Below are 13,625 nucleotides of genomic sequence, written 5' to 3' on the forward strand. Positions count from 1 at the left end.
CCAGCGCGGACTCGCGGATCAGGCAGAAGCGTCAGCGGCTTCGACGCAGGCGCAGGATTTCGTCGAGGATCAGCGCCACCGCCCCCACGCTGATGGCCGTGTCCGCCACATTGAACGCCGGAAAATGGCCACCGGGGAACATGCCGTTCAGCACGCGCCAGTGGAAGTCCAGGAAATCCACCACATAGCCATGTACCAGGCGGTCGATCACGTTGCCCAATGCGCCGCCCAGGATGCAGGCGAGTGCAAAGGCAAACAGTTTCTGGCCAGGGTGTGAGCGCAGCATCCAGACGATGAACACGGACGCCGCCACGCCCACGGCGGTGAAGAACCAGCGCTGCCAGCCACCCGCCTCGGCCAGAAAGGAAAACGCCGCGCCGGTGTTGTGTGCGCGCACGATGTTGAAGAAGCTGGTGACGTAGGTGGTGTCGCCGAGCTGGTAGCTGGACAGGATCACCTGCTTGGTGCCCTGGTCCACCACCAGCAGGAGTGCAGCCAGACCCAGCCAGGGCCCGATGCCAGCGTTTGAGGCGCGGGTCATCAAGCCGCGACGCGAGTTTCACCCGCGCCATACAGGTTGCTGGTGCAGCGACCGCACAGCGTGGGGTGCGCGGCGTCGGCGCCCACGTCGTCTCGGTAGTGCCAGCAGCGCTCGCACTTGGAGGCGGTGGCGGGTGCCACTTCCATTGCGACGCCTTCACCTTCAACGCACGCGAGCGTCACCTTGGACACGATGAAGACAAACTTCAGGTCTTCGCCCAGCGACGCCAGTTCACTGAAGCCCGGTTCACTCAAGCGGATGGTCAGTTCTGCCTGCAGCGAAGAACCAATCAGGCCTTCTGCGCGCTGTTCCTCGATTTTTTTGTTGGCCAGATCGCGAAGCTGATGGATGTCTTCCCATTTGTCCAGCAAGGCCTGATCGGGCACGGGCAGCTTGGCAAAGGTCTCGAAGAAGATCGAACCCCGGCTTTGCGCGCCCGCCAGCACCGGCCAGGCTTCCTCGGCCGTGAAGCTCAGGAAGGGAGCCATCCAGCGCAGCATGGCGTGGGTGATCTGGTGCAGGGCGGTCTGTGCGCTGCGGCGTGCCAGGCTCCTGGGCGCGGTGGTGTAGAGGCGGTCCTTGAGCACGTCGAGGTAAAACGCGCCGAGATCTTCGGAGCAGTACACCTGCAGCCTGGAGACCACGGGGTGAAATTCGTACACCTCGTAGTGCGCCAGCACCTCAGCCTGCAACTGCGCCGCGCGCGACAGCGCATACCGATCCACTTCCAGCAATTGCTCGAAGGGCACCGCGTCCCTGGCTGGATCGAAGTCACTCACGTTGGCCAGCAGGAAGCGCAAGGTGTTGCGGATGCGGCGGTACGCGTCGGTCACGCGGGCAATGACTTTCTTGTCCATCGGCGGGTCGCCGGAATAGTCGGTCGAGGCCACCCACAGGCGCGCGATCTCGGCGCCCGGGTCCTTCGCAAAGGTCTCGATTTCAATCACGTTGCCCAGCGACTTGCTCATTTTGCGGCCCTGCCCGTCGACGTTGAAGCCGTGCGTGAGAATGCCGCGATAGGGCGCTCGGTCGTAGAGTGCGCAGCCCAGCAACAGCGAGCTGTGGAACCAGCCTCGGTGCTGGTCGTGGCCTTCGAGGTACAGGTCGGCCTCGGAGCCCTGTTCGTGGTAGGGCAGGCGGTCGTATGCCTGGGCATGGCTGCCGCGCAACACATGCTGGAAGGTTGAGCCCGAGTCGAACCACACCTCCAGGATGTCGGTGCTCTTGGTGTAGTGCTTCGCGTCGTCTGCGCCCAGGATTTCTTCGGCAGTGACGCGGCTCCAGGCCTCGATGCCGCCCAGTTCCACGATGGCGGCTGCCTGGTCGAGGATCTCCATGGTGCGCGGGTGGAGCTCGCCGCTGTCCTTGTGCAAGAAGAACGGGATGGGCACGCCCCAGCTTCGCTGGCGCGAGATGCACCAGTCGGGGCGGTTGGCGATCATGTCGTGCAGGCGCGCCTTGCCGTTGGCCGGGAAAAACCGGGTCTGCTCGATCGCGTCCAGCGCAGTCTGGCGCAGCGTCTTGGGCGCCTTGTCTTTGGTGAACACGCCCACGCCTTCGTCCATGCGCACAAACCACTGCGCGGCGGCACGGTAGATCACCGGTGTCTTGTGGCGCCAGCAGTGCGGGTAGCTGTGGGTGATGGTCTGCGTGGCCATCAGGCGCCCGGCGTTCTTCAGCGCTTCCAGGATGACCGGCACGGCTTTCCAGATGTGCAGGCCACCGAACAGCGGGAAGTCAGGCGCATAGGCGCCGTTGCCCTGCACCGGGTTGAGGATGTCCTCGACCTTCATGCCGTGCGCGGTGCAGGAGTTGAAGTCGTCCAGGCCGTAGGCGGGTGACGAATGCACGAGGCCGGTGCCGTCGGCATCGCTCACGTAGTCGGCCAGGAACACTGGCGAGAGGCGGCGGTAGCCGGGGTCCACGTCGAACAGCGGGTGGCGGAAATTCAGGCCGCCCAAAGCCTTGCCGGACGCAGTGGCGAGCACCGTGCCGGAAAGGCCGAAACGCTCCAGGCATTTCTCGACCAGGGTCTCGGCCAGCACCAGGCAGCCCTTGGGCGTGTCGACCAGGGCGTAGGTGAAATCCGGGTGGGCATTGAGCGCCTGGTTGGCCGGGATGGTCCAGGCGGTGGTGGTCCAGATGACGGCGAAAACCGGCTTGACACCATCCGTTCGCACGGAGCTTGTCGAAGTGCTTGGACCCCGATCATCCTGAGCTTGTCGAAGGACAGGCTCAGACCGAACGGGCAAACTTGAGAACGCGGCATAAACCTTCGCCGGTTCATCGGCTTCGAACGCCACGTCCAGCGTCTCGCTCTTCTTGTCGGCGTACTCGATCTCGAATTCGGCCAGCGACGAGCCGCAGTCGAAGCACCAGTAGACCGGCTTCAAACCCCGGTAGACGAAGCCGCGCTCGATCACGCGCTTGAAAGCGCGGATCTCGCCTGCCTCGTTGGCCGGGTCCATGGTGCGGTAGGGGCGCTCCCAGTCGCCGAGCACGCCCAGCCTGCGGAAGTCTTCACGTTGCTGGTCGATCTGCTCCGTGGCGAAGGCGCGGCTCTTGGCCTGCATGTCGTCTCGGCTGAGGTTGCGGCCATGCAGCTTCTCGATCGCGTTTTCGATCGGCAGGCCGTGGCAGTCCCAGCCGGGGATGTATTGCGCATCGAAACCGGCGAGCTGGCGGCTCTTGACGATCATGTCCTTGAGGATCTTGTTCAGCGCATGGCCGATGTGCAGCTTGCCGTTGGCATACGGCGGGCCGTCATGCAGCACGAACAGCGGTGCACCGGCGCGGGCCACGCGCAGCCGCTGGTACAGGCCTTCGTCCTTCCAGGCCTTGACCCAGCCCGGCTCCCGCTTGGGCAGGTCGCCGCGCATGGGGAAAGGCGTGTCAGGCAGGTTGAGTGTGCTTCGGTAGTCGGTGGGGGTGGTGGTGTCGGACATGACCGGATTTCCGTGGTGGCTTCGACAAGCTCAGCCCGAACGGGGAGGGAGAGGTGGGAGGCTGGAAACCGTTCGCCCTGAGCCTGTCGAAGGGCGGCGACCGGACGGACAGGTCGTTAAATTCGGTCGCGGGTGGTCTGCCGGTGGGTCTGGGTGTGCAGCGACGCGAAATAGGCGCGCGCGTCGTCGCAGTCTCGAGCGATGCCTTGGGTCAGGGCGTCGAGGCCGTCGTATTTCAGTTCGTCGTGCAGTTTGTGCAGCAGTTCCACGCGCACGATTTTACCGTAGGCCTCACCGCCCGGCAGGCTGCGGGCCAGGGCGTCGGGCCATTGGAGGCAATGGGTTTCCAGCAGCACGCGCCCGCCATTGATGTCGTCCGGGTCGAGTGAAGGCCGCACACCGAGGTTTGCCACGCCGGGCAGGGGGGGTGACGCGGGGGTGGGGCCGAGCCCATGCACCAGCACGGCGAAGATACCGCTGGCAGCGGGCTTCCAGTGTGAAAAGCGCAGGTTGAGGGTGCGAAAGCCGTCGCCTCGCCCGGGAGCGCTCTCGGCCAGCCGGCGGCCCAGCTTGCGACCGTGCACCACATGGCCACTGATGCTGTACGGCCGGCCCAGCAGCGCGGCCACGTCGTCCATTCGGCCGGCGCCCAGGGCCTCGCGCACCGCCGAACTGGAGACGCGCAGGCCGTGCACCTCGTAGCTCTGCATGCGGGCGACGTCGAATCCTTGCCGGGTGCCTGCCGCGTCAAGCATGGCGTAGTCGCCCGCGCGCTGGGCGCCAAAGCGGAAATCGTCCCCCACCAGGACGTAGCGCACGCCGAGCGCACGAACCAGCGTGTCTTCGATGAAGGCCTGTGCTGGCTGACTGGCGAGCTTCGCATTGAAGGGCAGCACCACGCACTCGTCGACGCCGCAACGATCGAGTTCCTGGAGCTTGTCGCGCAGCGTGGCAATGCGGGCGGGCGCCAGTTCGGGCTTGTGGTGCAGGGCGGCGAAATAGTCGCGCGGATGCGGCTCGAATGTCATGACACAGCTTGGCACGCCACGGTGCTGGGCTTCGTTGTTGAGCAGCGCCAACATGGCCTGATGGCCTCGGTGCACACCGTCGAAGTTGCCGATGGTCAGGGCGCAGCCCGGTGGACCGGCGTTGTGGGAGCGCAAACCGCGAAAGATTTTCATGCCATCAAGGGGTGTCGGGGGCTGGCGACTGTGGCTTATGCGCCCGCTGCCGAGGCCCGCTCACAAAGTCTTGCTATATTGATGCACGATCATATGCGCCCGTCGCACCGCCTGCTGGCGCCGGACGGCTCCCTGCGGAGCCGCCCTTCCTGTTGACTTGTTCGATAGAAGGAGCCCGTCTTGAAGGTCTTGAAACTCTCCGCGCAAGGCTTGCCACAGTCGTGGATCAGCCTGGAAGAAGCCGTGCTGCATTACGCCGCGGACGAAGTGCGCTGGGAGATGGGGGCAGAGATCGCGGTGTTCCATGGCGGGCACAACGCGGTGACCGGGCGCCAGTCCATCATCAACGTCAATTCCATCATCGGCACCCAGGGCGTGCCACGCATCAACCCATTCGATCTGCGCCCGACGCTGACCAACAGCAAGCTGTTTGCGCGTGATCGCAACGTCTGCGCCTACTGCGGCGACCATTTCCATGAAGACGAGCTCACCCGCGAGCACATCGTGCCACTGGGGCAGAACGGGCGCGACCTGTGGATGAACGTGGTCACGGCCTGCCGTTCCTGCAACCACCGCAAGGGCAACCGCACGCCCGAGCAGGCCAACATGGGGCTTCTCTACGCTCCTTACGTGCCCAGCCTGTGGGAGGACTTCATCCTGCGCAACCGGCGCATCCTGGCCGATCAGATGGAGTTCTTGATGTCCCACCTGCCCAAAACCTCTCGGCTGCACGCCTGAGGTCGAGCAGTGGCTCAATAGGTCAGTTCAAGCACCACGAGGTGGTTGTCGGCTGCAGGCCACGTCCGGCCCGTGATTTTTTCGCCGTTGAATTCCGCCGAAATCGGGCGAACGGCGTCTTCCATCTGTTTGATCTTCGAACTGGACACGCCAGCGCCCGTGGGCGGCACGCCGGGCAACGCCTTGCCGTCAAACGCCATTCGGTCGCGCCCGGCGTCGAAGTAGCCGCGTGGTCGCGTAAGCGTGACGACGGACTTGCTGTCCTTGTCGGACGCCGCTAGGCGCTCTGCGCGCAGGTGAATGAGTTCGCTGCTGCGCGGGAAAGGGCTGCGGTAGATGTGGGTGATGGCATAACCCGGTGCGCTGATCACGAATTCGTAGGGCACACCGGCCTGCGCCATGAACGGTCCCCAAACGCCGTCGGCGCCCACGGTCTTTCGGTGCACTGCCGCGCCACGACGTTCACCCGTCGCCGGGTCGGTGGCGTACACCTCGAGGTATGCCCCCGGCAGCGGCAGGTTGTTCGAGTAGGTGCCCGAGGCAGGGTCGGTCGAAGACAGCCCGAGGCCGGTGACCTTGCCGTTGAGCACCGGCTGGGCCTGTTCGGAAATCGCCGTGGTCTGGGGTGCCTGGCCGGTGATGAAGCGCCAGGTTGCGTCAAAGGCGCCAGCCGAAAAAGCGGTCTCGCGGTGGTCCACGCGCGGCAGCACCACGTTTTGCGCGCCCTTGAGCGCCGGACCATCAAAGGTCACGTTCGTGGGTGTTCCCTTTGCACCGATCCACAGACCATCGGGCTGCGCGAACTTGTCGTTGTTGTCCGAGCGGAGGGTGAGCCATTTCACCGGGCCACTCACCTCGTCGCCTGTGGCGTTCTTCGGCGCGTTCAGCGCGGTCAGGAAGGGGCCGGTGCCCGCGAATTCATTGGCTTCGCGAAAGCCCTTGACGGCCCAGACGCCGTGGTTGGGCACGCCGCCCAGCACCGCGTGGCTCACGGTCTTGTCGCCGCCGCCGTTCTGGATGTAGTTGCGCACCGCGTACCCGCCGCGCGAGTTGGCCACCAGCACCACCTGGCCAGCGCCAGTGGCCTTCATGACCTTCTCCACCTCTGTTTTCAGAAAGGCCATGTGCTCGCCGGTGGACGTGCGGCCTGGCTGGGCCTTGGCGTCGTCGTCGCGCGCGAGCGGGTAGGGCAGGTCTATGGCGTGCAGGCGATCGCGCGGCCAGCCGTTGGCCTCGAAGCGCCACACGGTGGTCTGCCAGATGGAGGCCGAGTCTCCGTTGCCGTGCACAAAAACGATTGGCTGCCGTACGGTGGCGTTGGGCGTGCTGGCGCAGGCCGCGAGCAACAGGCCGCTGCCGACCAGTGCCAGGAGGGTGCGACGGTTCATCACGCAAACACGCCCGCCGTGTCCTGCATCCGGCTGGACACTTCGCCCAGGTGGTGCAAGGTGTCGCCGAAGGTCATCTCCAGCTGTGTGAGCTTTTTGAAGTAGTGGCTGACGATGTACTCGTCGGTCACGCCGATGCCGCCGTGCAGCTGCACCGCTTGCTGGCCGACAAAGCGCATGGCCGTGCCCAGCTGGACCTTGGCCCGCGCCAGGGCGGCGCGGCGTTCAGTGGCGGGCGCATTGAGCTTGAGGCTGGCGTAGTAGCTCATGGAACGGGCCAGTTCGAGTTGCATCTTCATGTCGGCCACGCGGTGGCGCAGCGCCTGGAACGTGGCGATGGCCACGCCGAACTGTTTGCGCGTGTTCATGTACTCGACCGTGATCGCCAGCGTCCTGTCCAGCACGCCCACCGCCTCGGCGCAGATGGCAGCGATGCCGATGTCCACACCGTGCTCCAGCGCGGCCAGGCCGTCGGAGGTGATGAGCTGGGCCGGGCTGTCCTGCAGTGTCAGGTCGCCGGCTCGGCCACCATCCTGCGTGAGATAGCCGGTGGCGCTCGAGCCGCTGGCTCCGCGCTCCACGAGGAACAGCGCCAGCTTGCCATCGGCCGTGGCGGGCACGATGAACGCATCGGCTTGATCGGCCACGGGCACCATGTGCTTGGCACCCGAGAGCGTCCAGCCGCTCATGCTTTTCGTGGCTCGCGTGGTGCACACGTCGAGCCGGTAGCGCGCCTTGCGCTCTTGATGCGCCAGTACCACCAGCGCCTCGCCCGAGGCCACGCGCGGCAGCCAGGCGGTCTTCAGGTCGGCCGGAGCATAGCCCTCGAGCAGGCCGGATGCGATCAGTGCCTGCGCCAGCGGTTCGAGCACGATGCCGCGTCCGAGCTCCTCCATCACCACCATGCCTTCGACAGGCCCCATGTTCATGCCGCCGTCGTTTTCACTCACGTAGAGACCGGTAAGACCGAGTTCGGCGAGTTCGCCATAGGCCTTGCGATCGAAACCACCGGCCCGCACGATGGCGCGGCGACGCTCGAAGTCGTAGCCCTTCTCCACCCATTTCTGAACTGCGTCGCGCAGCGCGCTCTGGTCATCGGAAAAATCGAAGTCCATGTGTGTCTCCAGCGTATCCGTTCGCCCTGAGCCAGTCGAAGGGCTTGTGCAATGTTCGTGTGAGGGCTTCGACAGGCTCAGCCCGAAGGGGAGTTATCCGAGCACCGTCTGCGCGACGATGTTGCGTTGCACTTCATTGCTGCCGCCGTAGATGGTGGTCTTGCGCATGTTGAAGTAGGTGGACGCCAGTGGCGCGTTCGCGTTGACGCCGCCTGGGAAGTTGCCTTGCCAGCCGGCCTCCATGGCCTCTTCGATGAAGGGCAGGCTGTACGGGCCGGCCGCGAGCATCATGAGTTCGCTGTAGCGCTGCTGGATCTCGCTGCCCTTGATCTTGAGCAGGCCGGCGATGTCGAGCGAATTCTTGCCGGACTTCTCGGCCGAGAGCACGCGCAGCACCAGCATTTCCAGCGCCACCACATCGACTTCCAGCAAGGCAATCTGATCGCGAAAACGCGTGTCCTCCCACACTCCCTCGGTCTTGGCGATGCGTTTGAGGCGTTCAAGTTCGCGTTTGGCGCGGTTCACATCGGCGATGTTGGTTCGCTCGTGGCTGAGAAGGTGCTTGGCGTAGGTCCAGCCCTTGTTCTCCTCGCCGATCAGGTTCTCGGCGGGCACTTCGACGTTGTCGAACCAGACCTCGTTGACCTCGCTTTCGCCGTCAAGCAGCTGGATGGGCCGAACCGTGACGCCGGGCGACTTCATGTCGATCAGCAGGAAGGAGATGCCGGTCTGCGGCTTGCCTTCGTTGCTGGTGCGCACCAGGCAGAAGATCCATTCGCCGTACTGGCCGAGCGTGGTCCAGGTTTTCTGGCCGTTGACGAGGTACTTGTCGCCGTGGCGTTCTGCGCGGCATTTCACCGAAGCGAGGTCGGAACCCGAGCCTGGCTCGCTGTAGCCCTGGCTCCACCAGACTTCGCCGCTGGCGATGCCAGGGAGGAAGCGTTCCTGCTGCTCCTTGTTGCCGAAAGCCATGATCACCGGCGCCACCATCACCGGTCCGAAGGGCACCACGCGCGGCGCACCGGCCAGGGCACATTCCTCTTCGAACAGGTGCTTTTGCACCGCGTTCCAGCCTGGGCCGCCAAATTCCTGGGGCCAGCCCCAGCCCAGCCAGCCCTTCTTGCCCAGGATCTTCGCCCAGCGCTGCATGTCCTCACGCGTGAGGCGCAGCGCATGGTGAACCTTGTGGGAAATCTCCGGGGGCAGGTTGGCTTTGACCCAGGCGCGGATGTCTTCGCGAAACGCCTGCTCTTGCGGCGTGAATGCCAGATCCATGGGGTTGTCTCCTGAGAACCACCACGGTTCGGTGGCGGCAAGTTGATCGACGCCCGTCAGTTTCGCACGACCGTTCGTTTTACCGCTGTCCGGGCTGCGACAAGCCGAGTTGTTCGTTCAGATTCTGCAACTGGTCCTGCAGGCCTGCCACCGTGTTTTCCAGTGCGGCCAGGCGGCGCGTGAGTGCGATCAGATCGTCCTCGGTGGCTGCGCTGGCCTGCGGGCTGCTGGCCAGCGCAGCGGTGTCGACCGGGCCGCACAGCAGGTGTGTCCAGCGCTGCTCGCGGGCGCCGGGCGCTCGCGGCAACTTCACCACGAGGGGTCCTCCTTTTTCAGGGCTGCGGTCCTGCAGCTCCTCCAGAAAACCATCCACCGAGGCCAGGTCGAGGAATTTGTACCAGCGCTCGGTGTTCAGACGCAGTTCGCCGGCGGTCTGTGGCCCACGCAGCATCAGCATGCCCAGCAACACGGCCGATTGCTCGGGCACGCCCGCGGCGCGCGGGAAGTTGTGTTCGTAGCGCGTGACGCGGCTGCCGCTGCCCTCCACCACCATGTGCAGCGAGCGCAGCGCTTCCAACGCCTCCAGCACCTGGGCTTCCGCCAGGTGCATCACCGGTTCGCGACTGGACTTCTGGTTGCAGCCAGTCACCAGCGCGTTCAGCGTGAGCGGGTAGCTGTCGGGCACGGTACGCGCCTTCTCCATGAGGGTGCCGAGCACGCGTGCTTCAACGCTGAGGAGAGGGCGCTGTTGAAAATCGTGGCCGCGTGGGCGAGCAGCCTGGGGGTATGTCGAATCTGAGGTCATTACACTTCCGGGCCATGTCTGGCGTGAACAAGAACATCGTGATTCTGATCTCTGGCGGCGGCTCGAACATGGCGGCCATCGTGGAAGCAGCGCGTGCGCGGCAATGGCGCGCGCGCTATGGCGCACGAGTGGTCGCCGTGATCAGCAACAAAGCCGCCGCGTCTGGCCTGGCCTGGGCCGGCATGCAAGGCCTGGCCACCGCCGTGGTGGACCATGCAGGCTTCGCGAGCCGCGAGGCCTTTGACGCGGCGCTGATGAGCGAGATCGACCGTCACGACCCCGCCCTCGTGGTGCTCGCCGGGTTCATGCGCATCCTCACACCGGGCTTCGTGCAGCACTACGAGGGCCGTCTCGTGAACATCCATCCCAGCCTGCTGCCGGCATTCACCGGCCTGAAGACGCACCAGCGCGCAATCGACATGGGCTGTCGTTTTGCCGGCGCCACGGTGCACCGCGTGACCGCCGAACTGGACCACGGCGAGATCCTGGAGCAGGCGGTGGTGCCCGTCCTGACCGGTGACACGGCCGACACGCTCGCCGCGCGTGTGCTGGCGCAGGAACACGTCATCTATCCCCGCGCGCTGGAGCGGCTGCTGGCCGCAGGCTGATCAGACGCCTTTCGCGAACACCAGGCCCGCGTGCTCCCGCATCGCGTGGAACTTGATCTTCGGCCAGTTCGCTTCCACCGCGCGCAGGGTGGCCGCATGGTCCACCAGCAGTGTGGGGGCGTCGACCGCGTCCAGTGCCACGCGGTGGCTGTTGGCGTCGATGAAGCGTTTGAGTTCGATCTCGCCACCATCCTCGGGCGAACAGGTGACCCAGCGCGCCACCTGGTAGGGGCTGTTCATGATGCGCGCCTTCACGCCGTATTCGTGTTCCAGACGGTGCGCCACCACCTCGAACTGCAGTTGGCCCACGGCGCCCAGCAGCAACACTGAGCCAGCCACCGGGCGGAACACCTGGATCGCGCCTTCTTCGCCAAGCTGCGTCAGGCCGGCGCGAAGTTGCTTGCTGCGCAATGGGTCCGCCACCTCGACGCTGCGGATGATTTCGGGCGCGAAGAAGGGCAGGCCGGTGAACTGCAGACTTTCGCCCTCGGTGAGCGTGTCGCCGAGCTGCAGCACGCCGTGGTTCGGAATGCCGATGATGTCGCCGGCAAAAGCTTCGTCCAGCAACTCACGCCGCTGGGACAGAAAGCTGACCACGGTGTTGGGACGCAGGTCTTTGCCCGAGCGCACCACCTTGAGCTTCATGCCGCGCTCGAAATGGCCACTGGCCACGCGCACGAAGGCGATACGATCGCGGTGCGCTGGGTCCATGTTGGCCTGGATCTTGAAGACCACGCCGCTGAACTTTGGCTCTTCGGGATGCACCACGCGCTGGATGGCGGGGCGATCACCAGGTGGCGGCGCCAGGTCCACCAGGGCGTCGAGCACTTCGCGCACCCCAAAGTTGTTCACCGCTGAACCAAACAGCATGGGCGTCTGCTGGCCGGCCAGGAACTGCTGCTCGTCAAAGGCTGGTGAGGCACCGGACACCAGCTCCAGCTCATCGCGAGCCTGTTCGAATTCGGCGCCAAAGCGCTGGAGGCTCTCCGGGTTGTCCAGGCCAGCGAGCACGTCCTCGTCGCCGCCGCGCCGGTCTTCGCCGGCCGCGAACACGCGCATCTGGTCCGTGCGCCGGTCGAACACACCGCGAAACGTCTTGCCCATGCCCACTGGCCAGGTGAAGGGCACCACCGTCATGCCGAGTTCGCGCTCGATCTCGTCCATCAGGTCCAGCGGCGCTTGCACCTCGCGGTCCATCTTGTTCACAAAGGTCAGGATCGGGGTGTTGCGAGCGCGGCAGACCTGCAGCAGGCGCCGCGTCTGCGGCTCCACGCCGTTGCCCGCGTCGATCACCATCAACGCGGCGTCCACGGCAGTGAGCACGCGGTAGGTGTCCTCGGAGAAGTCCTGGTGGCCGGGCGTGTCCAGCAGATTGATCACACAGTCGCGGTACTCCATCTGCATCACCGACGACGCCACCGAGATGCCGCGCTGCTTCTCGATCTCCATCCAGTCGCTGGTGGCATGGCGCGCGGCCTTGCGAGCCTTCACGCTGCCAGCGATGTTGATGGCGCCCGAAAACAGGAGGAGCTTCTCGGTGAGGGTGGTTTTCCCCGCGTCGGGGTGGGAAATGATGGCGAAGGTGCGGCGGCGGCGCACCTGTTGGGCGATGTCGGACATAACCACTGATTATCGTGCCCCACGCTCTGCGGCCTTGCGGGGTGCTGCCCCCGAGGGGCGGGTCTCGCGCTGGGGTGGTCCGGCGGCGAGCCCACCCCGGAGGACAATACGTCCCATGCACCCCAAAGCCTTGCTGGACGAAATCGCCACCCTGATCGAACAGGTCTTCAAATTCGAGCACCCCGCCGACGCTGTGGTTGCGCGCCGTTTTCGCGAGAACCGTTCGCTGGGTCCGCGCGAGCGGACCACCCTGTCCGACGCCGTCTATGCCACCTTGCGCGAGCGCCTCAAATTCGAGTGGCTGGCGCGTTCGGGCAGCGGCTCAAAGTGGCGCCGACTGGCCATCCTGGGCTTTCCGGGCGACCGCGATTTCCTCATGAGCGCACTCACCGAGCCCGAAAAGACCTGGCTCCATCATTGCGATGCCGTCACCGACGCCGAACTGATGGCGCAGCACCGCCACAACCTGCCGGACTGGCTGGCCAGCGCCCTGCGCGAGCAGGTGGGCGATGAGTTCGACGCCCTGGCGGCCAGCCTGAACCAGCCCGCCCCGCTGGACCTGCGCGTGAACCTGCTCAAGACCAAGCGCGAGGCGGCGCTGGCCTCGCTGCGCCAGGCCGGTCTGACGGCCGATACCACTCCTTATTCGCCGCTGGGCATTCGATTGGCGGGCAAACCTTCCCTGGCCAAGCTGCCTGCCTTCGTGCAGGGCGACGTGGAGGTGCAGGACGAGGGATCGCAACTGCTGGCCCTGTTGCTGGATGCCAAGCGTGGCGAAATGGTGGTGGACTTCTGCGCTGGTGCGGGCGGCAAGACACTGGCCATCGGCGCGGCCATGCGCAACAGCGGCCGGCTCTACGCCTTCGACACGTCCGGGCACCGCCTTGATGCCCTCAAGCCGCGCCTGGCTCGCAGTGGCCTGTCCAACGTTCACCCGGTGGCCATCGCTCATGAGCGGGACGACCGCATCAAGCGGCTGACCGGCAAGATCGACCGGGTGCTGGTCGATGCACCCTGCTCCGGCCTGGGTACCCTGCGGCGCAATCCGGATCTGAAGTGGCGCCAGACTCCTCAGACCGTGGCCTCGCAAGCGCAGCTGCAGCAGGCCATTCTGATGAGCGCGGCGCGCTTGCTCAAACCAGGCGGACGCCTGGTGTACGCCACCTGCAGCCTGCTCCCGGCGGAGAACGAGGCCGTGGCGCAAACGTTTTCGGCAGCTCACCTCGACTTCGAGATGGTGCCAGTGGTCGATCTGCTGGAGGGGCTCCAGGTCGGGGACGCCAGTTCGCTTTGCTCGGGAAATATGGGTCAGTGGCTGCGTTTGTGGCCACATCGGCATTCAACTGACGGCTTCTTCGCAGCCGTCTGGCGGAAAAAGGTTTGAAATCCTCTGGTTTCGCCGCATCTTT

11 protein-coding genes are annotated in these 13,625 nt (G+C 65.3%); 3 read left to right on the top strand and 8 right to left on the bottom strand.

The features are described 5' to 3' along the window. Positions 1-31: 31 nt before the first annotated feature. From lspA to AB7F11_RS07890, 3 genes are all read right to left on the bottom strand, one after another. Positions 32-541, bottom strand: coding sequence for a signal peptidase II (gene lspA / locus AB7F11_RS07880; RefSeq protein ID WP_428288110.1), 510 nt, complete (start codon positions 539-541; stop codon positions 32-34). Next, positions 541-3,486, bottom strand: coding sequence for an isoleucine--tRNA ligase (gene ileS / locus AB7F11_RS07885; protein ID WP_428288111.1), 2,946 nt, complete (start codon positions 3,484-3,486; stop codon positions 541-543). The genes lspA and ileS overlap by 1 nt, the downstream gene beginning before the upstream one ends. 116 nt (positions 3,487-3,602) lie before the next feature. Then, positions 3,603-4,667 (bottom strand): bifunctional riboflavin kinase/FAD synthetase, encoded by a 1,065-nt coding sequence (locus AB7F11_RS07890; RefSeq protein ID WP_428288112.1) that lies wholly within the window; start codon positions 4,665-4,667, stop codon positions 3,603-3,605. Positions 4,668-4,847: 180 nt separating this feature from the next. Between AB7F11_RS07890 and AB7F11_RS07895 the strand changes: the two genes are divergently transcribed. Further along, positions 4,848-5,405: an HNH endonuclease gene (locus AB7F11_RS07895; RefSeq protein ID WP_428288113.1), complete on the top strand. Its 558-nt coding sequence runs from the start codon at positions 4,848-4,850 to the stop codon at positions 5,403-5,405. A 14-nt stretch (positions 5,406-5,419) separates the two neighbouring features. On the opposite strand, the gene AB7F11_RS07900 is transcribed toward AB7F11_RS07895, so the two are convergent. The 4 genes from AB7F11_RS07900 to AB7F11_RS07915 all read right to left on the bottom strand — a co-directional run bounded on the left by AB7F11_RS07900 (position 5,420) and on the right by AB7F11_RS07915 (position 9,988). Further along, positions 5,420-6,796: an alpha/beta fold hydrolase gene (locus tag AB7F11_RS07900; RefSeq protein ID WP_428288114.1), complete on the bottom strand. Its 1,377-nt coding sequence runs from the start codon at positions 6,794-6,796 to the stop codon at positions 5,420-5,422. Next, the gene (locus tag AB7F11_RS07905; RefSeq protein ID WP_428288115.1) at positions 6,793-7,908 is read right to left on the bottom strand and encodes an acyl-CoA dehydrogenase family protein; all 1,116 of its coding nucleotides are present in this window, start codon (positions 7,906-7,908) and stop codon (positions 6,793-6,795) included. Before AB7F11_RS07905 ends, AB7F11_RS07900 begins: the two co-directional genes overlap by 4 nt. A gap of 93 nt (positions 7,909-8,001) precedes the next feature. Continuing rightward, the gene (locus AB7F11_RS07910; RefSeq protein ID WP_428288116.1) at positions 8,002-9,183 is read right to left on the bottom strand and encodes an acyl-CoA dehydrogenase family protein; all 1,182 of its coding nucleotides are present in this window, start codon (positions 9,181-9,183) and stop codon (positions 8,002-8,004) included. Between the two features lie 79 nt (positions 9,184-9,262). Further along, on the bottom strand, positions 9,263-9,988 hold the full coding sequence (locus AB7F11_RS07915) for a YceH family protein (RefSeq protein ID WP_428288117.1): 726 nt from the start codon (positions 9,986-9,988) through the stop codon (positions 9,263-9,265). A gap of 14 nt (positions 9,989-10,002) precedes the next feature. On the opposite strand from AB7F11_RS07915, the gene purN reads away from it, so the two are divergent. Further along, entirely contained in the window at positions 10,003-10,596 is a 594-nt protein-coding gene (gene purN, locus AB7F11_RS07920) for a phosphoribosylglycinamide formyltransferase (RefSeq protein WP_428288118.1), read from the top strand. Here purN and AB7F11_RS07925 read toward each other — a convergent pair whose 3' ends face one another. Beyond that, positions 10,597-12,216, bottom strand: a complete 1,620-nt coding sequence (locus AB7F11_RS07925) for a peptide chain release factor 3 (protein ID WP_428288119.1) — start codon at positions 12,214-12,216, stop codon at positions 10,597-10,599. Between the two features lie 115 nt (positions 12,217-12,331). Here AB7F11_RS07925 and AB7F11_RS07930 point away from each other — a divergent pair, with 115 nt between their 5' ends. After that, on the top strand, positions 12,332-13,600 hold the full coding sequence (locus AB7F11_RS07930; RefSeq protein WP_428299871.1) for an RsmB/NOP family class I SAM-dependent RNA methyltransferase: 1,269 nt from the start codon (positions 12,332-12,334) through the stop codon (positions 13,598-13,600). Positions 13,601-13,625 lie beyond the last annotated feature (25 nt).

It is taken from the genome of Hydrogenophaga sp., assembly GCF_050250835.1.
Lineage (GTDB): Bacteria > Pseudomonadota > Gammaproteobacteria > Burkholderiales > Burkholderiaceae_C > Hydrogenophaga.